The 26,163-nt window shown below is 47.2% G+C and carries 24 protein-coding genes; 10 read left to right on the top strand and 14 right to left on the bottom strand.

Going from position 1 to position 26,163, the window contains the following annotated elements:
* Position 1: 1 nt before the first annotated feature.
* The 4 genes from OCU49_RS14600 (at position 2) to OCU49_RS14585 (ending at position 3,228) form a co-directional block, all read left to right on the top strand.
* A complete protein-coding gene (locus OCU49_RS14600; protein WP_261841297.1) occupies positions 2-697 on the top strand; it encodes a flagellar brake protein in 696 nt (231 codons plus the stop codon).
* Positions 698-837: 140 nt separating this feature from the next.
* Positions 838-1,953: an ATP-NAD kinase family protein gene (locus tag OCU49_RS14595; protein WP_261841296.1), complete on the top strand. Its 1,116-nt coding sequence runs from the start codon at positions 838-840 to the stop codon at positions 1,951-1,953.
* Between the two features lie 135 nt (positions 1,954-2,088).
* On the top strand, positions 2,089-2,373 hold the full coding sequence (locus OCU49_RS14590) for a hypothetical protein (protein WP_261841295.1): 285 nt from the start codon (positions 2,089-2,091) through the stop codon (positions 2,371-2,373).
* Between the two features lie 288 nt (positions 2,374-2,661).
* Positions 2,662-3,228: a DUF637 domain-containing protein gene (locus tag OCU49_RS14585; protein ID WP_261841294.1), complete on the top strand. Its 567-nt coding sequence runs from the start codon at positions 2,662-2,664 to the stop codon at positions 3,226-3,228.
* Positions 3,229-3,288: 60 nt separating this feature from the next.
* Here OCU49_RS14585 and OCU49_RS14580 read toward each other — a convergent pair whose 3' ends face one another.
* Positions 3,289-3,771, bottom strand: coding sequence for a DUF1203 domain-containing protein (locus tag OCU49_RS14580; RefSeq protein ID WP_261841293.1), 483 nt, complete (start codon positions 3,769-3,771; stop codon positions 3,289-3,291).
* A gap of 349 nt (positions 3,772-4,120) precedes the next feature.
* Here OCU49_RS14580 and OCU49_RS14575 point away from each other — a divergent pair, with 349 nt between their 5' ends.
* Positions 4,121-5,287 carry an MFS transporter gene (locus tag OCU49_RS14575; protein WP_261841292.1) on the top strand — a complete coding sequence of 389 codons (1,167 nt, stop codon included), beginning with the start codon at positions 4,121-4,123 and terminating at the stop codon, positions 5,285-5,287.
* 224 nt (positions 5,288-5,511) lie between these two features.
* Positions 5,512-8,244 carry a bifunctional acetate--CoA ligase family protein/GNAT family N-acetyltransferase gene (locus OCU49_RS14570; RefSeq protein ID WP_261841291.1) on the top strand — a complete coding sequence of 911 codons (2,733 nt, stop codon included), beginning with the start codon at positions 5,512-5,514 and terminating at the stop codon, positions 8,242-8,244.
* A gap of 51 nt (positions 8,245-8,295) precedes the next feature.
* Here the strand turns inward: OCU49_RS14570 and OCU49_RS14565 are convergent, their stop codons facing one another.
* The 4 genes from OCU49_RS14565 to OCU49_RS14550 all read right to left on the bottom strand — a co-directional run bounded on the left by OCU49_RS14565 (position 8,296) and on the right by OCU49_RS14550 (position 11,327).
* Positions 8,296-8,604 (bottom strand): ArsR/SmtB family transcription factor, encoded by a 309-nt coding sequence (locus tag OCU49_RS14565; protein ID WP_261841290.1) that lies wholly within the window; start codon positions 8,602-8,604, stop codon positions 8,296-8,298.
* Between the two features lie 274 nt (positions 8,605-8,878).
* Complete coding sequence (locus OCU49_RS14560) at positions 8,879-9,478, bottom strand: DUF5610 domain-containing protein (RefSeq protein WP_261841289.1); 600 nt, start codon at positions 9,476-9,478, stop codon at positions 8,879-8,881.
* 128 nt (positions 9,479-9,606) lie between these two features.
* A complete protein-coding gene (locus OCU49_RS14555) occupies positions 9,607-10,869 on the bottom strand; it encodes a GGDEF domain-containing protein (protein ID WP_261841288.1) in 1,263 nt (420 codons plus the stop codon).
* A 113-nt stretch (positions 10,870-10,982) separates the two neighbouring features.
* The gene (locus OCU49_RS14550; protein ID WP_261841287.1) at positions 10,983-11,327 is read right to left on the bottom strand and encodes a hypothetical protein; all 345 of its coding nucleotides are present in this window, start codon (positions 11,325-11,327) and stop codon (positions 10,983-10,985) included.
* Positions 11,328-11,631: 304 nt separating this feature from the next.
* On the opposite strand from OCU49_RS14550, the gene OCU49_RS14545 reads away from it, so the two are divergent.
* Entirely contained in the window at positions 11,632-11,841 is a 210-nt protein-coding gene (locus tag OCU49_RS14545; protein WP_261841286.1) for a bacterioferritin-associated ferredoxin, read from the top strand.
* 119 nt (positions 11,842-11,960) lie between these two features.
* Here the strand turns inward: OCU49_RS14545 and bfr (OCU49_RS14540) are convergent, their stop codons facing one another.
* Positions 11,961-12,434 carry a bacterioferritin gene (gene bfr / locus OCU49_RS14540; protein WP_261841285.1) on the bottom strand — a complete coding sequence of 158 codons (474 nt, stop codon included), beginning with the start codon at positions 12,432-12,434 and terminating at the stop codon, positions 11,961-11,963.
* 58 nt (positions 12,435-12,492) lie between these two features.
* Positions 12,493-12,978, bottom strand: a complete 486-nt coding sequence (gene bfr, locus OCU49_RS14535; RefSeq protein ID WP_261841284.1) for a bacterioferritin — start codon at positions 12,976-12,978, stop codon at positions 12,493-12,495.
* 253 nt (positions 12,979-13,231) lie between these two features.
* On the opposite strand from bfr (OCU49_RS14535), the gene OCU49_RS14530 reads away from it, so the two are divergent.
* Positions 13,232-13,975, top strand: a complete 744-nt coding sequence (locus OCU49_RS14530; RefSeq protein ID WP_261841283.1) for a sulfite exporter TauE/SafE family protein — start codon at positions 13,232-13,234, stop codon at positions 13,973-13,975.
* A gap of 122 nt (positions 13,976-14,097) precedes the next feature.
* Positions 14,098-15,036 carry a universal stress protein gene (locus OCU49_RS14525; protein ID WP_261841282.1) on the top strand — a complete coding sequence of 313 codons (939 nt, stop codon included), beginning with the start codon at positions 14,098-14,100 and terminating at the stop codon, positions 15,034-15,036.
* A 194-nt stretch (positions 15,037-15,230) separates the two neighbouring features.
* Here the strand turns inward: OCU49_RS14525 and OCU49_RS14520 are convergent, their stop codons facing one another.
* The 7 genes from OCU49_RS14520 to xthA all read right to left on the bottom strand — a co-directional run bounded on the left by OCU49_RS14520 (position 15,231) and on the right by xthA (position 24,485).
* On the bottom strand, positions 15,231-15,467 hold the full coding sequence (locus OCU49_RS14520) for a hypothetical protein (protein WP_261841281.1): 237 nt from the start codon (positions 15,465-15,467) through the stop codon (positions 15,231-15,233).
* Positions 15,468-15,877: 410 nt separating this feature from the next.
* The gene (locus OCU49_RS14515) at positions 15,878-16,900 is read right to left on the bottom strand and encodes a LacI family DNA-binding transcriptional regulator (protein WP_261841280.1); all 1,023 of its coding nucleotides are present in this window, start codon (positions 16,898-16,900) and stop codon (positions 15,878-15,880) included.
* A gap of 71 nt (positions 16,901-16,971) precedes the next feature.
* The gene (locus OCU49_RS14510) at positions 16,972-18,507 is read right to left on the bottom strand and encodes an ABC transporter permease (protein WP_261841279.1); all 1,536 of its coding nucleotides are present in this window, start codon (positions 18,505-18,507) and stop codon (positions 16,972-16,974) included.
* Positions 18,504-19,571: a quaternary amine ABC transporter ATP-binding protein gene (locus OCU49_RS14505; RefSeq protein WP_261841278.1), complete on the bottom strand. Its 1,068-nt coding sequence runs from the start codon at positions 19,569-19,571 to the stop codon at positions 18,504-18,506. Before OCU49_RS14505 ends, OCU49_RS14510 begins: the two co-directional genes overlap by 4 nt.
* Before the next feature lie 230 nt (positions 19,572-19,801).
* On the bottom strand, positions 19,802-20,770 hold the full coding sequence (locus tag OCU49_RS14500) for an ABC transporter substrate-binding protein (protein WP_261841277.1): 969 nt from the start codon (positions 20,768-20,770) through the stop codon (positions 19,802-19,804).
* A 125-nt stretch (positions 20,771-20,895) separates the two neighbouring features.
* A complete protein-coding gene (locus OCU49_RS14495) occupies positions 20,896-23,274 on the bottom strand; it encodes a DUF1989 domain-containing protein (protein ID WP_261841276.1) in 2,379 nt (792 codons plus the stop codon).
* A 401-nt stretch (positions 23,275-23,675) separates the two neighbouring features.
* Positions 23,676-24,485 carry an exodeoxyribonuclease III gene (xthA, locus tag OCU49_RS14490; RefSeq protein WP_261841275.1) on the bottom strand — a complete coding sequence of 270 codons (810 nt, stop codon included), beginning with the start codon at positions 24,483-24,485 and terminating at the stop codon, positions 23,676-23,678.
* A 279-nt stretch (positions 24,486-24,764) separates the two neighbouring features.
* Between xthA and gorA the strand changes: the two genes are divergently transcribed.
* Positions 24,765-26,120, top strand: a complete 1,356-nt coding sequence (gene gorA / locus OCU49_RS14485) for a glutathione-disulfide reductase (protein ID WP_261841274.1) — start codon at positions 24,765-24,767, stop codon at positions 26,118-26,120.
* Positions 26,121-26,163: the final 43 nt, after the last annotated feature.

Below are 26,163 nucleotides of genomic sequence, written 5' to 3'. Positions count from 1 at the left end.
CATGGCAAAGAGTCTGTCAGATCTGAAGTTGCAAATAGGTGAACCCGTAAGGGTTGAAATAAAGGCGCCGAAAGGCCATTACATGACTTCTCTAGTCGGTGTGGTGGATGGTAGCGGAGTGTTTATTCAGGCGCCTAAGAATGCCCGTGGTGAAACAGTGCTGATTACTGAAGGTAACATCATCACGTTGCGTTTGCTGAGTAACAACCGAATTATTACTTTTACCTGCAAGCTATTAAAGCAATATGACTTACCGGTTTCATACTGGCTGTTAGAGTATCCCTCGAGTATTGAATCAAAACAGATCCGAAGCAATACCCGGGTACCGGTGAATCTGATGGTATCTGTTGATGATATTGACGAGATGAGTCACCGGGATGATTTACCCTGTTCCGCGTTGGGTGTTGATATAAGTCTGAGTGGCTGCTGTGTGCAGTTTGGCCGGACGCTAGGAGATATCGGTGATCGTTTTTATCTGACGACCCGGGTGAGGGTAGCGGATATAGAACATGTGATCCTTACCCCGGTTGAATTACGTAACCTGCACAGAGGCAGTGAAGCGGGCAGTGTGGTTATTAACCATGGTTTTAAGTTTATCGACCTGGATGAAGACTCTCGTTTGATCTTAATTGCCTTTACGTATCAGCAGTTTCTGGTTGAAACGGGCAATATGGAACCTAACGGTCAGGAATTATAAACGCTGGTTACCGATGAATGATGTACACCAGTCGCGATCTGGTGCGATGGCGACTGGTATGAAAGGTTTACGCGTAAGATATAAGTGTAAGAAACAACAATACGGTGCTTGAGGGGGCATCACAGTACACAGGAATAAAGATGTTTCGATTAGGTTTGATTGTAAATCCCGTTGCGGGACTGGGCGGAAGCGTTGCGTTGAAAGGCAGCGACGGTGAAGACACAGCTGCAAAAGCAATAGCTTTAGGCGCTGAGCCCAAGGCGAATCTACGTACCCGTCAGGCGCTTGAACCGTTGCAGGGGCTTGTAATGGAAGTGGTTAGCTTTCCTGCTGAAATGGGTGCCGATACTGCTACTGAAATGGGTTTTAACCCAAAGGTTATTGGTGAAATCCAGTCTGGCCATACAACCGCGGAAGACACTGAAAAAGCAGCTATTGCTATGGTTGCTGAAGGTGTTGATCTGATTTTGTTTGCTGGCGGTGATGGTACAGCTCGAAATATCTGTCATGCCATCGAAAATGCGGTACCAGTGCTGGGCATACCTGCAGGGGTGAAAATTCATTCCGGTGTGTATGCTGTCACGCCTAAGGCTGCCGGCGAAGTGGTAGCAATGCTGGTACGGGGAGAAATAGTCACTTTAGATGAGCAGGAAGTACGGGATATCGACGAAGTTGCTTTTCGTGAAGGCAGAGTCCGTGCTAAATATTATGGTGAGTTACTGGTACCGCAGGAAGCCCGCTATGTGCAGAATGTTAAAAGCAGCGGTGGTAAGGAAGTTGAAGAGCTGGTGCTGGATGACATCGCCGCAGACTTCGTTGAAAGCATGGAAGATGATGTTCTGTATATTATGGGGTCAGGCTCGACTGTCCAGGCGCTGATGAATGAACTGCGTCTGGAAAATACTTTGTTGGGTGTTGATCTGATTGAAAATGGCAAGTTAATTGGTCAGGATCTGACTGCTCAGCAGTTGCTGGAAATGACAGATGGGCGCGAAACCCGGTTGGTGATTACAGTAATCGGTGGGCAGGGGCATATTATTGGACGTGGTAATCAGCAACTGAGTCCAGCGTTGTTAAAACGTCTTGGACGTGAAAATATCATTGTTGTCGCGACTAAAACTAAAATACAGTCGTTGGATGGTCGTCCACTTATTGTCGACAGTGGCGATGCAGATCTGAATCATCAGTTAGCTGGTTTGATCCGTATTGTTACCGGATACCGGGATGCGATTCTTTACCGGGTCGCAGATTTGTAGCGGAAGCTGTTTAACTGAGTCATGATTCAGTGGCACTGTTAAAATTTAGAGCAGAGCTATTTATACAGAAAACCGGGCATTCGCAGGTCAATGGATGTCTGGTGAGAATAATAAAAAATTGAAATAGGCATGATTATGACCAGAACAGAATCGTTAGTACCGTTTGGATACGCAATACTCCTCAATATCGCTTTTTTATTAGCTTTGATATCTATACTGGGGGCTGGTTATAGCTGGCTTTGGATCATGACGATTCCGTTAAGCAGCTATATCGTTGTTGTTAACTCTAAGGACCATCCGGGGTTTTCAGGCACACCAAAAGCGCTGAATGTGATATTGGTATGTGGTGTTCAGGTTGGTGCAACTTTTTTCATAGGTATAGCTGCAGCATTGGTGTTGTTTTTGTTAGCTTTTTTATAAGTTCTGGCTGGTTGGAGTTTGCCTGATATTTGTTTTTGGGAATGCTAAAGCAGCTTTGGCATTCAGAAAATGAGTATGGCCGGAAACGTGTTAGTTAAATAGACCGATAGTTGGCAGATCCAATGTCAGCGTTAAAAAATATTTACAATGCAGAGTCTTAGTCTTTTAGCTTGAGTTATACGCATAATCCTTGTTACAGGACTGCAGTAATTCTGACATTTCCCTGTCATAATTTTTCCTTATTCTCCTTAGCCATCAAAACTTATTAGTGCTCTGGAGATAATAACTATGTCTATGAAGAAGCTTGCGACAGCAATGATGGTTGCCGGTGCTACTCTTGCGCTGACTGCTTGTCAGACCCAGCAGGATAAGCCAGTTGCTGAAGCAGCAGTGCCTCAGCTGAATAATCAGGATTTATACGAAGTGGCACATGAAGGCCGTCATTACGTATTTGATGATTTTGCTACCTACCAGCAGTTTCTGACAGTAGGTGAAACTTCATACCGTAAAGTATTTATCGGTGGTGGCCCTAAAGGTGAAAGCCTGGTATTTGGCCTGCGTGGCGAAGACAAGAAGAAGCTCAATGGTCTGGCCGGTGTTGAAATGTATAAGGGTGCAATGCCAGCGGCTGAAGATTTTTACGGTGAGATGCGCGGCGAAGACGGTCGTTTATACGTGTTTAACCGTTTAGATGATATGGAAGCTGTTCGTCAGACTGGCGAAGCTGCTTACCGTCTGACTCAAATTGGTACTGGTCCACAGGGTCAGTCAGTGGTGTTTGTTCTGAACAAAACCAATAAGAAAAAATATCCTGAAGCGCTAGTTAAGCGTTATAAGGAAATGAATTCTTTGTAATTATTGTTCGGATTCAGAATATAGTCCAAACCCGCCTGACGGCGGGTTTTTGTGTGGATTTCAAGAACGCCTCTTCTCTAATCGCAGGCTATAACAGCCAAAAGCTGCGTACCTTGCAATGGCAAAGGCAACCTTGTTATCTGAAAACAGCTTAGCAAGTACGGCTTCAGCATTTGAGGGGGTTGCCAGTTTTGCATCAATGATGCGTTCATTCTTACAATAAGTTTTCAATACGAATGTTTCACCTAAGTAGCTAGCGTTTGTTTCCGTTGGGAAGGGTAGCTTAGACGTATCGAAATTTTCGTCGCTTTGCTCCGCGAGTATAAAGACAGGCCCATATTCTTTATAAGGCCCGGGCTGACTGAAAGGGCAGTAGCTCGCCAAAATGATTTGCTCACCGGGTAAAGCCCTTCGCATTACATCCCTGCAGGGTTCACCGCCGTTGGCAACAGTGATTTCAACAGATTGATTCTGATCATCTCTCAGTGTGTTTCTAACTTTATCGGTAAAGTCGCGACGTAACGGAATTATTCTGTACTTCATTGGTTACCCCATCGTTTTTATGGTCAGCTGCTTTTATTGGCACATTGATTTGATCACTCAGGCAGGTTCAACGAACCTGTTTTCTTGCGTTTGTATTACATAAAGCAGTTTTCGATGTTCAGAAAATGCAAAGAGTAAGCTGAACATCTAGCTATGTTTACTGATGTCTTTTGCAACGAGGCCGGCAGGTTTTCTGGTTATTTGTAGAAAGATTGGGCAGTAACAGGCAGGTATAGTGGGTCTGTTGAGTTTCTTGTTATTGACATACTCTTCCAGCCAGTTAGTGGTTTACACATATTGAGAAAGGTAATGATGTGAAGCACGGGAATATGGAAAGGCTGGAGAGTGTATGAATCTGATTTATTTTCGAATGTATACGGCTGTAATTTTTCATTCGACAGCGTATGGAATTACGTTTCTGCTGCCGCTTCGGATAGGGCAGTTGGGTGGAAGTGAAATCCATGTTGGGCAGATACTCGGTATAGCAATGCTATCAGCACTGCTTTCAGGCGCGTTTTCAGGGCATCTGGCGGATCGCTTAGGGAAAGTGGGCGCAATTACTCTGTCTGCGTTAGTTCAGATGGTGTCGCTTTTGTATGTTGCAATGCTAAATGGGATACACGCAAGTAATCTGATAATTGGTTTAGGCCTGGGCTTCGGTTGGGCGATTTTTTATCTGTTGACGCCTGTTTTGACGGTAGCTATTTCACCGGTATCACAAAAAGTTCGTATTTTGACAATAATTTCTGGCCTGATGATGCTGGGAGTAGGGACTGGTCCGGTTCTTGGACGTGTGTTCCAGGCGTTGGCGTTGAGTATCAACGATATATTTATTCTGGGGGCTGCTTTGTCAGCGGTTAGTGCTGGATTATTTTTATCCCTTAAAAATGATGTTTCAGAAAGTTCGGAGGGGCTATTTCAGTCAGGTGCTTCACTGAGTATGGAGCGAATAAAAGCGGTATTTAATACTAAAGCCAGAGTGCCGGTTCTGATGATTGCTATCGGTGGGGCTATCTTTGGTTGTCTGACCAATTTTCAGACTATCATTGCTGAAGCCAAGGGCATCGATTTTTCGTTATTCTTTTCTGTTTTTGTGGTGACGGTTGTTGTTTCACGGTTGGGGCTGGCAGGTAAAATTAATACACAACCTGCGTATCCTGTGGCTGTTATTTTGCTGATCCTTATGTGCCTGTCACTTGCTTCTTACACTTTTGTAATGCAGTCGGCGACGGTTTTTATAGCCACCACCGTAGTGTTCGCACTGGGTTATGGGCTGACATATTCAGTGTTGAATGGGGTCGTCGCTAATATTAAAGAGAGTGATTTACTGCAGCCTGCGCTGTTGGTTTTTCCGTTAGCTTATTTTGTCGGATTATATGGTTTTCCGTTTATCGGCGGGTGGCTGCTTAGCGTTGGCGGTGTTGATATGTTACTGGCTGTTTTGCTCTTGCTGGGTGCGTTGGAATTAATTTTGGCGGCTGTGAGTTTATTGCAGCAAAGAAAATATAAAGTCTGAGTGGCGGGTTCTGCATGTGGGGGGAATAAGTCTGTCACTCCCGTGTAAAGCCAGTTAGCTCTTGCTTCAGGATACGATGAAATACTCACTGTATTGCGGAAGCGGTTAACCTTTGATATCCGTCACAAAGATAGCAATAAAATTTATGCTGCATCTGCGAAATGAACATTTCACAGGTAGAATACCGACTATTATGTTTGCTAATCCATTGCAGGGCAGTTGCCGTGAGTACCCGATACCTGAAGCGTTTGTTCAACCCCAAGTCTATCGTCATTATCGGTGCTTCTGAGCGGCCTGATAATATGGGTGGCGTGGTTCTGCAGAACTTACTGGAGGGCGGCTATAAAGGTCAGTTAGCGGTAGTGCACCCGGATATTCAAAGTGAAGTATTCGGTGTACAGGCTGTTGCGGAAGTTACAGATTTGGATTGGGTGGCTGATCTGGCGATTATTTGTTCCCCCCCGGCAACTGTTCCAGCTGTAGTTGAAACGCTGGGAAGACAAGGGGTTAAAGCTGCAATGATTCTGACCGGTGGTTTGTCCCGGACACTCGGCCCGGACGGTAAAAGCCAGCGGGATGCGATTCGAGAAGCAGCTGAACCATATGGTATTCGTATTCTTGGTCCGGATTGTATGGGGATGCTGGCACCCTGGCAGAATATCAATGCCAGTTATTCGCATCTGAATATTCAGAAGGGGAAGGTCAGTTACATAGGTCAGTCTGGCCTACTTGGTACGGCAATGATTGACTGGGCGAATGGTCAGGGAATTGGCTTCTCACATTTTCTTACCTTAGGTGATGGTGTCGATGTGGATCTGGCGTCGATTATAGATTACCTGGCGCAGGATCAGCATACGCAGGCCATTTTGTTGCAGATGGATCATCTTATCGGTAACTCCCGGGGCTTTATAAGTGCTTTGCGGGCTGCTTCACGCAACAAGCTCGTGCTGGTGCTTAAATCAAATATGGTGTTCGCGGAAGACCGGTTAGAAGCGCTTGCTCCTGGAATTGCTCACGAAGATTTAGTGTATAACGCTGCGCTCAGTCGTGCCGGTGCTGTACGGGTTGATAGCAGTGATCAGCTGTTTAATGCGCTGGAAACTCTGTCACGTATGAAGACCATGCGTGGCGAGCGGTTAGCAATTGTGTGTAATGGTTTAGGACCGAGTGCGCTGGCAGCGGATCGATTACGCAAACGTGGTGGTCGGCTGGCGCAAATCAGCCCGGCAACTGTAGAGGCGCTGAAGGATGTTCTGCCGTTGAGCTGGAGTGGACGTAACCCAGTTGATCTGAGTGCTGAAGCTACTCCTGCATGTTTTTCCCGTGCCGTTGAGTTACTGACAAAAGATGATCAGGTTGATGTGGTGCTGGTGGTTCATGCTCCTACCCGGCTAGCATCCGGCTCAGATACCGCGGAAGCGGTGATTGCTGTTGCTAAAAAAACTGTGCGTAATGTTTTGACCTGTTGGATGGGGCGCAGCACCGCCATTGATTGTCGTAATCTGTTTAACGTTGCAGGTATGACGACTTTTATCACACCGGAAGAAGCGGTAGACGCTTTTATGTATATGGTGGATTTTCATCGTAACCAGAGCGCGATGAAACAGACCCCGCTGCCTTTTATTACTCAAAACCGTGAAAATCATATTCGGGCGAAGTATTTACTGGAAGTAGCCGCCGCTGAAGGGCGCAACTTTCTTCGTCATCACGAAGCCTGTGACTTACTGGATCAATATAATATTCCAGTGGCTAAATCCTGGTATGCGGATGATATTGATGCAGCTGTGCATGCCTCACAACAATTTGAACGGCCGGCTGCTTTGAAAGTATTACATGATCAGAACGCCCAGCCGTATTGTTATGATGAAAGAAGTCAGCAGCGTTGGCAGGATTTAGCGCTGGATCTGGAGAATGAACAGGAAGTACAGCAGGCGGCAGTAAGGCTGGCTTACCGTGCGAGAGAACGCTGCCCGGAAAGTACTGGTCTGGGCTTTTGCGTGCAGCCGATGCAGCGGGGTAAACAGTCAATCCTGATTAATCTGGGGATCAGCCGTGACCCGGTATTTGGCCCTGTGATCATATTTGGTGTTGGCGGCTATACGGTAGACGTAATAGCGGATCGCCGGGTGATGTTACCGCCGTTAAACCTGAGCCTGGCGAGGCAGTTGATTTGTCAGAGTCGGGCATGGCAGGTATTACAGGAAAATAGCCACCGGCCACACAGTGATCTGGAGCAGTTGTGTGAAGTGTTGCTCAGTTTATCGCAAATGGCGGTGGAATTACCTCATTTGCAGGCGATTGAGATTAATCCGCTGATGATCAATAAACAGGGCGTGCTTGCCGTAGATGTGGCTGTATCACTTGGCGGGCGAGCTCGTCTGGCTATTTCGCCTTATCCGGAACATCTGCGCGATGTGGTACTTCTTAAAGGTGGCAGAGAGGTTGAGGTAAGGCCTATTCGTGGCGAAGATGAGCCTAATCATCTGATGTTCTATAACAGTCTTAGTGCCGAGTCGATCAGACTGCGTTATTTCTATAATCGTGGGGTCCCGGATCATCTCGAACTGGCTAACTGGACACAGATAGATTATGACCGGGAGATGGCATTTATTGCCACAGCCTGGAAGGCTGATGGCAGTGGTTGGGAAACCCTTGGTGTCGTACGTGCAGTGACAGATGCCGACAATGTAAGGGCTGAGTTTTCCGTCGTTATTCGTGATGAACTGCAAGGGGAAGGGCTGGGCCGTATTCTGATGCAGAAGGCGATCGACTACTGCCGTAGCCGGGGAACGCTATTGTTGATGGGGTCTACTCTGGTGTCGAATAAAGGGATGCAGGGGCTGGCGCGTCATTTGGGTTTTAAGAATCGTTACAACATGGATGAAGACGCGATTGAAATGGAAATGTTGCTGAATGAACCGGAACAGGACTGGCAAAAGCAACGTTTAAAGCATTAGCATAGAAGGTAATCATGGGCATTGAAGGGGCACTCTTCAATGCCTGATCACTTATAGCGTTGGGCAGAATACCTCGTGCAGGGTATGAATAATGCGAGTTGCATTATTGCCTGACAACGAATAGTAAATGGTCTGCGATTCGCGGCGGGTGCTGACTAATTCATCCTTGCGCAGTACAGCCAGGTGCTGCGATAAAGCCGATTGACTAAGGTCCAGGTAGTCATTTAACTGAGTCACCGAAAGTTCTTTGCCATCCAGGTGGCAGAGGATCAAAAGTCGGCTTTCATTACTCAGGGCTTTCATTGTTTTTGCGGCTTGTGCCGCATTGTCTTTCATCATTACCAGGGTCTCTGGCGTCATAGGATGATCCGCAATGGTATTCAAGGGGAAATCTCCGGCAATTTTTATTATTGTGTGGGGCTGGCCGAGGATCACTCGGTTATCCAACACAAGGATTCTAGTGGAATTGGAGTTAAATCTCAATTTGCTAATACACTAGAAACGGCGCCGGCTGGCGAGCAGCTATCAGAGTTTTTTGTTCAGATGGTTTCCGATCAGGTATTCGCGTCCGGCACAGACTATTCTTTTGTGATCATATACCTAAGTATCAGGCCGGACATTGATCTGAATCGGGTTATGATGAAGGGGTTTCTGCAGGCTCAGTTTTGGCCAGATTTGCAAAGAAACTATCGAGTTTTTCCTGTACCAGGCCGTAAGTTGTATCGATGTTTGTTGCAATATCACCTTCTAACACTTTTAAGCCGTCAAGGATTTCTCTGGCTTCATCAAATCCCTGTTTGATGCCACCACGGATGATTTCGCTAAACTTCTCTGCGGCTTCAGACTCACTGAGTTCAGGGTTCTGCTGACGGTAACTGGCAAAAAATCCTGTCGTCTGAGTAGCGATACGTTCTGCTGTTGCTTCCGGACTGACATCCAGACCTGAGTCATAGGCTTTGTTGATTGAACTCTCACCCAAATCAGTTTCTAAAACTTCATTAAGCTTATCAATGGCACTGCGGTAAAGCAGAGTCATTGAATCATTACCAGATTTTATACTGACTTCCAGAGAGGCTTTCAGGATCGACTGATTAAGTTGAGTCTTACTCGATTCTGCCTGACTGATATTTACCTGATTAGCCTGGCCCTGATTGTCTGTTTGTCCGGTTTTACGATTGTGTTGCGCAGGCGTTTCATTACTGCGGATGGTTTGTCCCTGAGGGGTAATCTCCATGGCACGAATCTCTGAATGGGTTTGTCATTATCTCTACTATCGACCAGCTGACAAAAAAATCGAGTGAAATTTATTCAACCAGACTATATGTTTGAAAATTTAGCCTGGCTGAAAGCAGTCGGGAAGGGTTATTCGTTAGTAATACCCGTCTGACGGCCAATGGTACGGTTACGCCCCATTTGCTTGGCTTTATACAAGGCTTCATCAGCAGCCTTCAGCACTGCGCTGCTGTCTGCCAGGTCATCAGTGTTCTGACACAGGCCAAGGCTGATACATACCTGTACATAGTCAGATTCAGGTTTATCTGACTGGCGCTGATTTTTACCTTCATCGGCATCTTCCGGGCGGTTATCGCCGCGAATATACATAGGATAATTTGCGACAGCTTCGCGTACCCGTTCCGCTGTATGCCAGGCAGCGGCTTCGTCTTTGCCTTTGAACAAAATGGTAAATTCCTCACCACCATAGCGGAATACCTGAGCTCCTTTGGCTGCCTGGCGCATTTGGCTGGCAACCATGCGCAGCACCTGATCACCAACGTCATGACCATAAGTGTCATTAAATTTTTTGAAGTGGTCTACATCTACCATTGCCAGGGTGTAGTGTTTCCCGACGCTGGCGAGCTGATTTTCCAGTGCCCGGCGTCCTGGCAGAGAGGTTAGCTCATCAATAAATGCCATGCTGTACGAGTTAAATAAAATGGTAAATAACAACAGGATCAGTGCCGAGCAGGCAAATAATGCTGAAGCCAGAGGCTGGGCAAAAAATGCCAGCATCAGAGCAGCGGCCAGTGTCATGATAAGCATTGCCGCATCTACCAGGCTTTGGCGGCGCATTAGCAAATAGGCATTGAGCAGCAGTACCAGAGTAAAAATAATCAGGCTGACCTGGTTCAGTAATAAGGAATTAAAGGCCAGTTCCAACATGGCTGATGGCAGGTTACCTATCCATCCGGCAAATCCCTGAAATTGTTTTAGTCCGCAGAGCAAGGCATAGCTGCAGATGACTATACTGGCGCGGGGAAGCGCCCAGCGCGGGCTAAAACCTCTTTCTGGATAGAGGCTGAGTAATGCATGCTGTGTTGGAAAGAGTAAACACAACAGGCTAAAAAATACGAAGTTAGCCGGTAAGTTGAGTGAAGTTTGCAGCTCTGACTGAATAGCCGCATAAAAGCAAAGCGCGTTAAGCGTGCTAAGAAATAAACGTCCCTGATTGAAGCTCACAGCCAGAATCAGGCTAATGATGCCAAGGACATAAGGAAGCAGTGTAACAATGTCCTTGTAGTGCAGCGGCAGAGCCGCTGCCTGCTGTTGTAAAAGAACACCTGCGATCAGAGTAATGATTCCGGGAATCAGTAAACGCAGTGATTTTGTGAAGGCATAAGCAAGCAAGGAAGTGGCCTTAAAATAACAGACAAATTAAGGCGTTAGAGTAGCACAGGCGGCCTTAGTGACGAATCTGTGGCTAACCGCTTTGGGGAATTTCTTTCGCGTTTTTAGTTACCTTAAGCCTGCTCGTTATGGTACTGCTCAATCAGAATTACAATTATGCCGAGTAGGAAGGTTTCCAATTCATCAACACTTTTGTCGAAATAACTGAGAAACTTTTCTGCCTGATGCTCCTGAAGGAGTTTATTCATCAGTGCATATTGAATTTCGGGTTTACTGTTATCGGACCTGGGAGTGATCTGCCAGTTGATGAAGTCACTGTGAAGATCGACCATCTGTTCCTGAGCAAAGCGACAGAAAGGTTCGATATGTGAAGGCCCCTGAGGGCCGAGACAGCCTGACTCTACATTATAAATGATGGTCAACTTCTTGGCTGCTGGTAATGGTAAGCGTACTGTCATAGATCTGTTTAAACCTGATTCACGTCCCGTGTGAGTATAGTAATTGTTTTTTTGCTTCAGTTAACTAATAAGTAGCATTTGCTGCTATTAAATAACCGAGGGGGCGTATGGCTGCCCTATATTAAACAAGCGTATAAATCGTTTGTAAATCAACAGGCTGAATAAATCTACTTAAATTTAGCTACTCGACGGGTGCTTTGTACTCACTTTGGCACTGAGAATGAATAATGATGTGAATCATTTTCATGATAATTAATCTTGATAGTCATTATCATTTACATTACTATCGCTGCAGCTAATGTTAATGAGAATGAATACAATGTACGTCTGCATTTGCCACGGTGTGACCGACAAAAAAATTGAAGCCAGTATTGAAGAAGGCGCAACCACAATGAAGCAGTTGTCTACACAACTGGGAGTGGCGAGTCAGTGTGGGAAGTGTGCCCGCGTGACTAAGAAAATTCTTAATGAGAAGTTACTGGCGCTTGCAGAAAACGCTGCCCAGGTAGCCTGATTAATTTTTGGCTCTGCCGGGTATGAAAAAGGCTTAACTCAGTGAGTTAAGCCTTTTTTAATGGTGCTGTTTAGTCACACGTTTTTACGCGCGTTTAGCATTCTAATAGAAGATTAGATTCAGTCATCGTCTAACTGAGACTGCAGGTAATTTTCCATACCGGCATTGGCGATCAGATACTGCTGACTTTCCAGCCAGTCTATCTGTTCTTCTTGCTCTTCCAGAATACTCTCCAGCAGGCTGCGGCTGATGAAATCGTTCTTTTCCTCACACTTGGCAATGGTGTCTTTAAGCGGTTTTAAGGCGTCCAGCTCAAAATCCATATTTGCCTGAATCATTTCACCAGCATCCTCACCGATTCGCAGCCGACCAAGATCCTGAAGGTTTGGCAAGCCTTCCAGGAACAGCACCCGCTCGATAATCTTGTCAGCATTTTTCATTTTCTGAATAGAAACTTTGTAATCAGCTTTATTCAGTCCATCGAGGCCCCAGTTCTTAAACATACGTGCATGTAAAAAGTATTGGTTAATGGCAACCAGTTCGTTAGCAAGTACGGCGTTGAGGCCAGCGATAATTTGGCTATCACCCTTCATAATATCTTCCTTATTCAGGTTTCAGCGGGCTGAAAACCTTTTTGGCTGTTCTTGTTAGTTATGCGCCGGCACCGCCACCCATTTGAGACTGGGTGTAGTTAGCTATGCCAATACGGCCGATCAGGCCAATTTGCTGTTCCAGCCAGTAAACATGATCTTCTTCGGTATCGAACAACAGTTTTTCAAGGATTTCACGGCTTTGGTAATCACGTTCAGCTTCGCAGGTAGCAATAACGTCACGCACTGCCGCAACGACTTCCATTTCCAGCTTGAGGTCATTTTCCATCATCGACTTTACGTCATGACCAATGATCAGTTCACGGCGCTTGCTCAGGTTTGGAACACCTTCTAAGAAAAGGATGCGCTTGATCAGCCAGTCGGCATGCTGAGTTTCTTCTTCCATTTCGTGGTTCAGACGGGTGTAAAGCTTATCCAGGCCCCAGTCATCGTACATGCGCGAATGTACAAAATACTGGTCAATAGCTGCGAGTTCGTTCGCCAACAGCATATTAAAGGCGTCGATAACTTTTTGGCTGCCTTTCATGGGATTCTCCGTATCGGGCTTTTGTCATTCTTGTAGGCGCGGACAGGTTTATTTTTCTGATTGGTTCTACCTGCCGAACAGTTGAGTGGCATAAATATAGCGTAAAGAGATGACATTTGTGGGTGTAATTTAATGCTGTTTTTGCATACCATGCCGGGATTATCATTTGTAAATTATTATCGCTAACTAATGCATTAGATTCGTGTTAAGTAATTGAAAATAAATATCATTTAGTGAGAGTAGAGGGCAGTGGATGGAACTTGTTGAATGGGTGATGCTAATCCTGATTGTGGGCGTTGCAGGTGTGGTAAGAGGCTGTATTGGCTTTGGTTTCTCGGCACTTGTTGTCGCATCAGCGACTTTATTTCTGCCGCCTTCACAGGTTGTGCCTATGATTGCTGTACTGGAAATTGCTGCGAGTATTCAGATGGTGCTGAGTACCTGGCGGGACACTGCCTGGCGTATTTTGATATATCTGCTGATAGGTACGGTGATTGCTACGCCGCTGGGGGTGTATGCGTTGGTGGTAATGCCCGCAGATAACATACGGCTGTTGCTTTCCGGTGTAATTCTGCTGATGAGTGTATTACTGGCAGTAGGCTGGCAATACCGCGGTCCCACAGGGCCGATGCCATTTTTCGGGTTAGGGCTGGTGTCTGGCGTTTGCAACGGTGCTGCAGGTGTCGGCGGTTTACCGGTTGCGACTTTTCTGACGGCTATGAATCTGACGATGACAGAGTTGCGGGCGACCTTGGTAATGTTCTTTCTGCTGACAGATATCGTTTTACTTAGCACTGCATCCGGACATGGCTTGCTGAACGAAGAGCTAATATGGCAAAGCCTGGCGATGCTGCTACCTATGGGAGTCGGAATCTTTTTCGGCTCACGTTTATTTAACGTGTTGCCTGAGAAAAAACTGCGCAGCGGTGTAATAGGATTGCTGATCCTGTTATCAGCCGTCGGCATTATTCGTGCCGGAATTCAGGCCTTTACCTAGTGCTTTGTGCAACAGAAGGATTTATTCACCGGAGTAATTTAAGACGTATGCTATAAAAAGCGTTGAAAAATTCTTATGCTGATACATGCTTAAAGAGTGCTGAGTGAATAGGAGGTCTTCCGGTGAACATAGATAAAATTCTGGTTAACGTTGAAGAAGGTAAGGATCATAGCTTTCTGCTTGAGAAAGCATTGCGACTGGCTGAGTCCAGCGGTGCCCGTATAGAACTGTTCCGCTGTTGCTATAACACTTCGTTGCGTAATAGTTATCTGTTCGATAAGGAAGGTTTGCTTCGGGCTGAGCACGGGTTCATGAATCAGGCTGAAAAGGAACTGGAAGAACTGGCTAAGCAGATTGCTGCTGAAGGTATCGACGTTGATTACGATGTCTGCTGGGAGCGCCATCACGCGGACAGTTTAGTACGTAAAGTTTTACGTTATCAGCCGGATATCCTGATGCATCAGATTGAAAAGCATTCCCGACTGGGACATTTCCTGTTTGCTCAGAGTGACTGGCAGTTGATCCGGGAATGCCCGGTGCCTTTATTACTGTTAAAAGAACATAGCTGGTCTGATGGTGGTCATGTGGCAGCGACGGTTGACCCTTTTCATGAGTGTGAAGAGCCCGTTGTGCTGGACAGCCATATTCTTAACTGGAGTGCCGGAATTGCTCAGCATCTGGAAGGTGAAATGCGGGTGATGCATTGCTTTAATGTACTGCCGCATTCAGCTATTTTTGATGAGCACGTTGTAGCGGATTTTGAAGGGATGCAGGTAAAGGTGCGTCGCGAACATATCAGGGCATTAGATAATCTGCTCGAACCTTATGGGCTAAATACTGACAGCTCGAGAGTAAATTTGCTGGAAGGTGCACCACATCGAATGATGCTGGAGTATGTAGATGAGCATCATGTGGATTTACTGGTAATGGGTGCGGTATCCCGGGGTGTATTTGACCGGCTTATGGTGGGCAGTACCATTGAACGTATCCTGGATTCTATTCACTGCGATATTATGGTGGTGAAATCTCCGGATTTTGAATGTCGGATTAGCGAGTCCTGATTATTCTGTTGTAAGTATGATGGTTTCTGTCCGGTGCTTCGAATAAGTCTTTTTGATTTCCCCTGAGATTCGAACGAAGCAGGTATGTCGCAGGCTGTTCTGAGGTGTATCGAATCATCTCTAGCTGCTGATGAATTATGTATCTAACCCTCCGCAATAGATGTGCTAACAGGCAGTTGCGGAGGGGGTACTGTCTAATTTACGTCTCTTAATAGCAGTGAAAAAAAGTCGTCCTGAGACATTATGTCTGCAACAGGGTTACTGCCCCGGTCGATCTCATCAATACTATTCAGGTAAGGGCCGTAAACAATATAATCTGTGGCCTGACCGTAAGGAACTATCCTAATATCTCGTAGTGCATAAAGAGTGGTCAAACGTGGAATTTGTGTGTCGGGAATACCGATCAGAGAAACGCGTTTTCCGTTAAGCATACATATCATCCTTGAGTATGGTTTATTGATAATTTTAAGCCTGCTGAGTCTACAGGCCGGGTTGCCGTGCTATATCCGTATCAGGCACCCTGAGCCGTCAGGTAACATTCCATTCCTATCTATTAGTTTAAAACGGCAAGTGAATATCAAAATAATACTGGCACATCGGTCATTAATTTCAAATTCTATGTCGTAGCTCCCCGCATATCCTTAACCTGTAACTGCCTCATTTGAGGGTGACTCTGCATAGCTGTGCGGATATCGCTGATCAGTATTCAGACTTTAAAACAGGCATCAATGGGAAGGTTTTTTGTGGTGATTTTCTGAGTCTTTGGGGGGAAGTTATTAACAATAGAAGTGGGCATAATGTTTGTGACCTTAGGTACTTAGGTACTTAGGTAATTAGGGACTTACTCAGGTGGTGCAGCTCCGCTGGAACCGCGTATCACCAGATGGGATTCGATCAGCTGATTGCTGATAAGTGTCCCATACTCAATATTAGCCATTAAGGCTCTGGCGGTTGCATCTCCCATTCGCCGTGATGGTGTATGCACGCTGGTTAGCCCTGGATTACTCACGGCTGCCCAGTCCTGATCGTCAAATCCTGTGACAGATAACTGTCGGGGAACAGATATATTCAGGCGGGGAGCTTCCAGTAATACACCCATAGCAAGTACGTCAGATGTGCATAGCAACGCTGTGAAGTCAGGCGACTGGCTAAGAAGTTTCTGTGCTGCCTGACAGCCGTCTGCAAAATTCAGCTCTGTTTCACTGATAGCAACATCATGAATACCTGCATCATGCAGGCAGTCCAGTGCACCTTGCACCCTAATACGGGTTCGGTCTATCAGTGCCCGTGGACCGGACAGAATATGGAATTTACGGTGACCCAGTTCTAACAAGTGCTGAGCGATGGCTTTACCCATGCTGTAGTTGTCATAACCGATGGTTGGCCAGGGGTAATCTGCGTCAAATAAGCTGGTACAGACCAGTGGCAGTTTACGGGCGGCAATCAGTTCCAGCAGATCTGAATCATGTTCCGCACCGGACAAAATAAGGCCTTCAATGCCCATTTTCAGTAATTCTTCGACTCGCTGGCTTTCGCTGTGCCGGTCAAAACCGCAGGTGGCGACAATTAATCCATAGCCTTGTGTAGCAAGGCTTTGCTCGATGGCGTCGATGAAGCGGGCGAAAATAGAGTTATCGATGGTGGGAATAACAATGCCGATAGTGTAACTGCGGTTCATTGTCAGTGAGCGGGCAGCACTGTTAGGCACATAGTTCAGCTGTTTAGCAGCCGCCATGACTTTATCCCGGGTATCCGGTCGTACACTGGATGCCTGATTAAACACCCGGGAAACGGTTGCTACCGATACCCCTGCGAGTTTTGCGACCTGACGGACGCCGCTTTGTCCGGACACTGCTTTATTCATAGGCAAGGAGAATACTGGATCTCTGAGGGTTTGAGAAGAAAGCGCTGCCGTTCCGACAGCGCTTAACGTGATTAGCGCTTACCCTGAATGATCCGGTCAAGAATCATCGAGCAGATAAGAATCGCAAATCCGGCCAGGATGCCTTCCCCGGTTGAAGCGTACTGCAAGGCTTCCAGAACATCTTCGCCCAGACCTTTTGCGCCGATCAAAGAGGCTATTACTACCATCGCCAGGCTCATCATGATGGTTTGGTTAACACCAGTCATAATGGTTTTAGCTGCCAGGGGCAGATCGACCTTAAACAGCAGGTAAGCTGGCGATGCACCAAAGGAAATAGCGGCTTCACGCACATGCTCAGGTACACCCTGTAATCCCAGTACTGTCAGTCGGATTACCGGTGGGCTACCGAATACCAGAGTAGCCAGGATAGCGGCCGGTTTACCGGTGCCGAAAAAGGCGATAATCGGTATCAGATAGACAAACGACGGCATGGTTTGCATAAAGTCCAGTACCGGACGGATAAAGGTATATACCCGCGGCTTACGTGCACAGAGAATACCCATTGGAATGCCCAGTGAGATACTGACGCAGGCAGCGGCACCCAGCAGAGAAACTGTTGCCATAGCTTTGTCCCAGAATCCCAGCAAACCAAGATACATTAAGCCGGCTATGGCAAAGATTGCTACACGTGGACCTGCACACTGCCAGGCCAGTAAAGCGATGAAGAGTATAACCACTGGCCATGGAGTGCCGACGAACAGTGTTTCAAGGCCATCCAGTAACACCCGCACGCTGTCGGTAATGTTATTGAAGAAGCCGCTGCCAGCAACGGTGGCATAGTCAAACCAGGACTTCAGACTGTCACTGACGCCAATGCGGAAACCTTCTGGTGCGGGGAATGTTTGCAGCCCTGACCAGCTGGTAGGAAAAGAAAACTGTGCTGAAGCAAGACCATATACAATGGCCACTATTCCCAGGCCGGTAACACCGCGTAGCACTGAGATACCGTGTGCCATGTAGCGATCTGAGCGCCACAGGGTGAAGTGTTTCTCCAGTGCTTGATTGGCAATGAATCCCTGAATCAGTTTAATAGCCGTCATAACTACCAGGCCGAATATCAACAGGGACATACGTTCTGTTTCTAATGCCTGGGCCTGTTGCAGTGCTTGCTGAACGGCGTTTTCCAGTGAATTGACGATGCGGGTCAGTCCTTCGACGTTACCTGTGCCGCTTTCAATAGCGCTGGCAAGTTGTTCACGCCGTTGTTCCAGCGTAGCTGTGATGCGTTCGGCCCGTTGTTTGGATTCAGCACCAAGGTCACTGAATAGCCCCAGAGATATCTGAATGCAGGCAAAGGCTTCAAGTAATACAAACACCAGAAACCAGTTCCATAATCCCCGGGCAGCAAACCATATGGGGCCCAGTAAAGCGGCCATCAGATTGAAGCTGAGAATAAAACGGTTTGCACCGCTGATCCGGGCAAAGGCTTGCTGATAGTAACTGCTGTTTTGGACACAATACTGATCAACCAGTTGATCAACACTTTGCTGGTAGGTGTTTTTCTCGTCCTGGGGAGCTGTTTCAGTATGTTGTAAGGTGCTGTTCATTCTGAACCTCCGTTACCCTGGATGCCACGCATAATATCGACTCTGTCGATAATGCCGACGGTTTCACCTTCAGCGTTATCAACTTTTATGGGGCCGGCCCATTCAATGGCGTTATCGATTAATGTATTCAGATCCGCACCTGTACTTACCCGGGGCGCGTTATCTGGCAGGGGGCCATAAGTAGCAATATAGGCTTCAGGGCTTTGCATCAGAGAGGCTGCATGCACAAACTTGAGACGTGAAATACTGGCAACAAAGTCTGCAACGTAGTCATCGACAGGATTCGTTACTATGTCTTCCGGTGTACCTATCTGTATAATCCGACCGTCTTTCATGATGGCAATACGGTGGCCAATGCGGATGGCTTCGTCCAGATCATGCGTAATGAAAAGGGTGGTTTTTTTCATCACCTGTGCCAGTTGCATAAACTGATCCTGTAACTGACGGCGAATCAGCGGATCAAGCGCGCTGAAAGGTTCATCCATTAGCAAAACCTGAGGGTCTGCTGCAATAGCGCGTGCCAGACCAACCCTTTGTTGCATACCGCCAGAAAGTTCGTGGGCGTATTTGTCTTCCCAGCCACTCAGTTCCACCAGTTCCAGCACGCGATCGGCTTCTTCCCAGCGGGTTGCCTTAGGCAAGTCGCGGATTTCCAGAGGCATGGCGACGTTGTCCCGTACAGTGCGGTGTGGCATGAGTCCAAAGTTCTGAAATACCATCGCGATTCTTCGATTACGTAAATCGCGTAGTTCCTTGGCATTCAGTCCGACGACATCATCACCATTAACATGGATGTGGCCTGCAGAAGGTTCGAGTAAGCGGTTTACGTGGCGTACCAGGGTTGATTTGCCACTGCCGGATAGTCCCATGATGCAGAATATTTCACCTTCTGCGACTTCAAAGCTGGCGTCGGCAACCCCGACAACGCAGTTATATTCTTCCAGCACCTGTTGCTTGCTGATGCCCTGATTTTGCACCGCGTGCAGTGCTTCCCGCCAACGGTCGCCGAAGATCTTCCAGACGCCGTTAACCTGAATGGCCGGCTGCTCGGTTAGTGTATTCACCGCTACTTCCTTCTTATTCTGTTCGTTTCAGGGAGCTTACAAACATATATGCCCGGCACTTCAGCATGATCCGGCTTTAAGGCTGGAAACTTATCGGCCGGGCGGCACTGCCTTAGTCGCTGATGATTTCAGGAAGCACTTCCGTTTGAGTTATTTCAGATTGCTTGTAAGTTCCTAATAACTGCGGCTTCTTCATACAGAAGCCGCGGTACTGATTTAATCAGCCTGGTTTACAGGCCAAGCCATTTGTCGACAGTTGCGCTGTTAGCATCTACCCAGGCTTTGGCAACATCTGCAGGTTCCTGTTTTTCAATAACAACCGCGTGGGTCATGGCGCTAATCGCCTGATTATCCAAGTCGATATTTTTCAGAAAGTTGGCGACTTCCGGTGCCCGTTGTTCAAGTGACTTAGAGTAAGCAACCCGAACTGTTTTTTTCGCATCGCCACTGCTGATGTGTGACTTGGTATACCATTCGGAGTCCTGATCCGGCTGAACCATACGGTATGTGTCAGGGTTATTGGTTGGCTCTTCCACCATGGTGACGTCATACAGCTTGTGCACGTAATGGGGGTTGTAGCAGTAGAACACTACGCCCTGGCGCTTTTTAATAGCTGCGGATATCTTGGCGTAGAAGACTGCTTCGTCTTCTGTAGTTGGTTCCAGAAAGTCCTCGATACCGTAGTCGCGTACTTTCACCTGATTAATTTTAGTTGACCCCCAGCCTGGTGCGCCGACCCAGATTTCACCTTTACCGTCATTATTCAAATCGAACAGTTTTTGAGCTTCAGGTGTGGCCAGATCGTAAATAGAACTGATGCCATGTTCTGTTTTCATATAACTGGGCATGCAGAAGCCGCTGACGCCTTCATAAGCACCTTCGCTAAGGGCAACCGTGCCATTTTCGACAACGTATTTGTCGGTAAAGCTTTGCTGGTTAGGTAGCCAAACGTCAGGGTGTACGTCGATATCCCCGCGACCTTTGTCCATACCGGCATAAATGGCTGCGTTAGCGCCTGGGGCGAGGCCGACTTCCGCGCCAAGCTTTTCACTGGCAACTACCTGTATCAGGTTGGCGATGATTTTTGCACCGGGCCAGCTGGGCTCACCAACGGTGATCTTGTCAGTCGCATGTGCCTGGCTGAGTAGCAGGCTTGAGGCGCCGAGGGCGACCAGCAGAGATTGACGTAAAGATTTCATGTTTCACTCCTGTTGTTATTGTTGGATCGAGTTTTGGTTATTGCAAATGAGTACCCGGCGGTATCTTTGTTACTGATGCCGACGGGTGTCTGTAAATGTTGTTGTGATGCATCGGTTAAACATGCTTATTGCCGCGCTTTGACGCGTTGCGGGTCAATGAAGGGTAATGCGCAGACACTTGCTCTGAGCCGCTTCATATGGCCGTCTAACTTACCTATTTCCAGTTGAGTACCCGGTTCAGCCAGCTCAGTTGCAATCCTGGCCATAGCGATGACCTGTTGCAGTTCCGGGGAACGGATTGCACTGGTAACAGTGCCAACCAGCTGACGTTCCATAAAAATGTGATCGCCATGCAGTGGCAGTTCGTCACCTTGAATGAGCAGGCCGACCAGCTGTTTACGGGGGGCAAGACGGTTACGTTCAATTGCTTCACGGCCAGCGAATTCGGTGTTGCGCATATCAATGGCAAAACCAAGGCCTGCTTCATCCGGCTCAATGTCACCGCCGAATTCAGCACCGTTAATCATCAGAGCTGCTTCTACTCTGAGCATTTCTAATGCCTCACCGCCCATGGCACTGACACCAAGTTCTTCCCCTGCAGCAAATACTGCATCCCAGAGGGCAAGGGCGTCGCGGTGGTCACAGAACAGTTCGTAGCCGAGCTCACCGGTGAAGCCACTGCGGGTTAACATAAAAGGAATGCCGTTACGGTCATGGCTACGGGCGATAGCACAGCCGAACCATTTAATATTGTTGAGTTCAGGTTGAGCTGGCTGAGTGAAGACTAAACGCTGTAGTAGTTCACGGCTTTTAGGCCCCTGAATCGCAAGATTACAAAGCTTGAGAGTGAGATCTTTTACCCAGACTTTGAGGTTGTTTTCCCGGGCGATTTCTTCCAGCTGGCGAGCTGATTCATCGCTACCGCAGCACCAGCGGAACAGCTGTGGTGCCAGGCGGAACAGGGTGCCGTCATCAATTACCGCACCCTGTTCCGAACAGAGCAGAGCATAGTATCCCCGATGAACAGATAGTCGGCTTATATCCCGGGTCAGTGCCAGCTGTAACAGGCGTTCTGCGTCTGGCCCATAGATATCCAGCTTGCGTAGGTTAGACATATCCTGCACGGTAACTTTGTTCCGGCAGTTCCAGTATTCAGCGATGCTGCCGGTGCTGTCGAATGCCTGAGGAACCCAGTAATTACGGGCGTTGTGGAAACGCTTGGTCAGCGCACTGGTGCGTGGATGAAAGGGTGTTTCAGTACTCATAAACGGGGTCGACTCCGGTAATGAACGATAAGCAACGGAGCGGGGGATGTCCGCATCCGGGCGGTAGATTCGCACGTGTATTTCAGTTGGATTCCAACCATTGATAGGATCAATGTCATCCGGGCATGCAGTGCTGACGCAGGTGAGATCGGTCAGTGCCTGCATCAACACATAGTCACCCGGACGTGACCAGGATTCGTCTGATCCCAGTTGATGGCTATTCGGATCAATCCATGAGTTAAAGAAGAAGTTAATGGCCGGCCAGGCACGGCGGGGCTGAATACCGTATTTGGCATAAGCGGCTGAAATGTTGTCTGAGCAATTTACATGGCCAGGAAAGCCCCGTTCAGCATAGCCATACTCAGTGCAGGCCAGTGCAAATGTATCGTGTCGTCCGGCTGTATCCTGAACAACGGCCAGCAATGGCTGCATATCCTGATCATAAAATTTATCGTGTAAGCCCGGCTGTGGGTATGCCCCGACTGCCAGAGAACGACTGACGGTTGAGTCTATATAACGTTCTTTGCCTGCTGCCAGAGCGGTTGTGTTCATTGCCATGAAGTCTGAACACTGGCGGCCTTCAACGTCTATTATCTGAATGTATTCGCCCTTTTTGACTGTGTAGGCATAGGCTGTAGCTCTGGATACAAGGAATTCCCGTTGTACCGGGCCGAGTGGCTCAGGCAGTGGATGTTCAGTATCTTTCTGATTACGCTGGATGCTGATACTGATGGCGGGTAACGACTGTTCACTGCCATCAACTAGCTGGCTACTCGTGGCGGGTAGCGCAACTATCAGACTGTAATTCTGTTCTGCTTTGATAACCGCATGCTGATCTATGTCGGATAGCAGAGTGGTATTCATGCTATAGAAGTTCAGCTCATCCGGTTGAATTTGTCTTGCCTGTAATCGATTTGCGATAGCCATTGAATTGAAGCGTTCGTCAGCATTCTCTGCGACAGCTAGCTGCTGCATGAATTCCGGTTGGTAGGGAATGTTGCTGAGTGCTGCGCCGGTTGCTGTGTTGTCACAAGTCAGAGCTGCCAGTAAAAGCTCTCTGTCTGCCTGGTCAGCCTGCATAGAAACTAGGTCACCGGCTTGCAAATTAATCCAATGACAGCCACCGGATTCAAGTAACAACGTTTCTATGCTGTCCGCCTGGGGGAAACCAGGGTAGTGAGCGGTAGTATCCAGTCCGCCCCGGGTTGGTTCCCAGACGATTGTCGTAGCATCAGCCATAATGGTGCTCTTTTTAATCAGGTTGTGTGGGTATTAATTGGTTATATAAGTCTTCTCTGAAACGAATGTAACCGGTTACATTTGCATTTAACTTAATCATAGATTGTTATCTTTGCAAGTGTTGGTTGAGAAAAAGTGTTGAAAATTTGTACAGAAATAACCTGTTCTGCTTCAGCTGTCAGCAGATGTAACAGTTACATTTTTTTGGCTATTTGCTTGGGCAGTACGAATGACGTGACTTTGCAGAAAACCGGGTTTTCTGTAATGAAATGATAAATAACAAATATAATTTTTTTTGCAGATTTTTTAAAAAAATTTCAGCGGACAAGTATTTTTGGCAGAAAATAAAAAGGATACCAGCAGGTATCCTTTTTCAGTATTAACAGATTTTCTTTGAATATTTAGCTGAATTCAGCCCAGATTGGCGCATGATCAGAAGGTTTTTCCATACCGCGAATATCATAATCAATATTGGCATCAGCGCAGCGTTCATAAAGTGTTTTTGTGACCAGAACGGCATCAATGCGCAGGCCGCGTTTTGGCTCTGCTTCAAAACCACGGCTGCGATAGTCAAACCAGCTGAATAATGCATCTTCAGTCGGATGAATCTTACGGAAAGTGTCTTGCAGACCCCAGCTAAGCAAGGTGGCCAGCCATTCGCGCTCTTCTGGCTGAAAGCTTGCTTTGCCGGTTTTTAGCCAGCGTTTGCGGTTTGGTTCACCAATACCAATGTCGATATCTTCACTGGAGATGTTCAGGTCACCCATCACGCATACATTGGCATCCGGAGAGCAGTGCTCATTTAGGTGAATCTGTAAGTCGGCGTAAAACTTACGCTTGGCAGGGTATTTTGTTTCATGGGCAATGTTTTCGCCCTGTGGAAAATAGCCATTCAGAACGGTAACTGTTTCACCATTGATGTCATATTCACCGATGATCATACGGCGCTGAGCGTCTTCTTCGTCAGTGGCAAAGCCCATCTGAATACTGACAGGTGGTTGTTTAGAAATCAGACAAACACCGTAATGGCCTTTCTGGCCGTGAAATTCAACGTGGTAGCCAAGGTCAGTGATCATCTCAACCGGAAATTCTTCGTTGTGTACTTTGATTTCCTGAATACCGATAACGTCTGGCTGATGTTTTTCTATGAGTGCTTTAATTTGGTGAGGACGGGCACGTAAGCCGTTGACATTAAAAGAGATGAGTTTCATGGTGAATCCGTAAGGCTAAATCGAAAGGCACTAAGTTACTCTGCGTACAGGTAAAGATCAATTGCTTGTGAGTGGGGATGTCGGGAAGCTTTATTTATAGCTTTTTCTAATTTGATGAATGACTGTTTATAAGCCTTTGCTATAAGCATTGTTGATTATCTTTATTGGCAGTTGTTCGTCCAAACAGGTAGATTAGCGTCTTTATATAACCGCAAGTTGTCGCGGTTCAGATGAGTATTAGCAGCGCAGTACATGGCGTAACAGAAAAGAGGAAAGATTGTGGCAGAGTTCGATTTTGATCTGTTTGTAATTGGTGCCGGTTCAGGCGGTGTGCGTGCCGGACGTATGGCTGCTGCCATGGGTGTTAAAGTAGGTATGGCCGAAGACCGCTACATGGGCGGTACCTGTGTAAACGTAGGTTGTGTTCCGAAGAAACTGTTTGTTTATGGTTCTCACTACCATGAAGATTTTGAAAACGCTGCGGGCTATGGCTGGAATGTACAGGCAAATGGTTTTGACTGGCCGACACTGCGTGATAACAAAACTAAAGAGATTGAACGGCTGAACGGTATTTACCGTAACATGCTGAAAAACGCTGGCGTTAACCTGATTGAGGGCCGTGCGCGTATTACCGGACCTAATTCTGTAGAAGTATCAGGTCAGGAATATTCCGCTGAGCGGATCCTGATTGCTACTGGCGGCTGGCCGTTCGTACCTGAGTTTGAAGGCAGTGAACACGCAATTACCTCTAACGAAGTGTTTTATCTGGATGAATTTCCGAAACGTGCACTGGTCGTTGGCGGTGGTTATATCGCTGTTGAATTTGCCGGTATTTTTGCTGGCCTGGGCGCAGAGACATCACTGATTTACCGTGGTGACATGTTCCTGCGTGGCTTTGATGAAGAAGTGCGTCGTTTCACGGCTGAAGAAGTAGCCAAGAAGAACGTAAACCTGCGCTTCAATAACAACATCAGCAAAATTGAAAAACAGTCAGATGGCAGTTTGCTGGCATATATGACAGATGGCACCGTTCTGGAAGCGGATACTATTTTGTATGCCACTGGTCGGGTACCAAACGTGACGGATCTGGGTCTGGAAACGGTTAATGTTGAGCAGCAGAAAAATGGCGCAATCGTGGTTAATGATAACTTCGAAACAAGTGAGCCGTCTGTCTATGCGATTGGTGACGTAATTGACCGTGTTCAGTTAACGCCGGTCGCGCTGGCTGAAGGTATGGCGCTGGTGCGTAACTTGTTCGGTGGACAAGATCAGAAGGTTGATTACGACCTGATTGCTACAGCCGTATTCTGTCAGCCAAACATTGGTACTGTTGGTCTGAGTGAAGAACAGGCCCGTGAGCAGTACAGCAATGTTGATGTCTATAAGTCATCTTTCCGGGCGATGAAGCATACGCTGAGTGGCAGTGATGAAAAGACTTTCATGAAGATGCTGGTGGATCGGGATACCGATAAAGTCTTGGGCATTCATATGGTTGGCGCTGATGCCGGTGAAATCATCCAGGGCATGGCTGTGGCACTGAAGGCTGGTGCGACCAAAGCGGTGTTTGATTCAACTATTGGTATTCATCCTACGTCTGCAGAAGAGTTCGTTACTATGCGTGAACCGGCGAAATAAGCAGGTTCTATGTATAAAAAAACCGCGTATATGACGCGGTTTT

The sequence above is a fragment of the Aliamphritea ceti genome (genome assembly GCF_024347215.1).
GTDB lineage: Bacteria > Pseudomonadota > Gammaproteobacteria > Pseudomonadales > Balneatricaceae > Amphritea > Amphritea ceti.
Note: the sequence above shows the minus strand (reverse complement) of the source record. Positions and strands in the feature narration are given on the sequence as shown.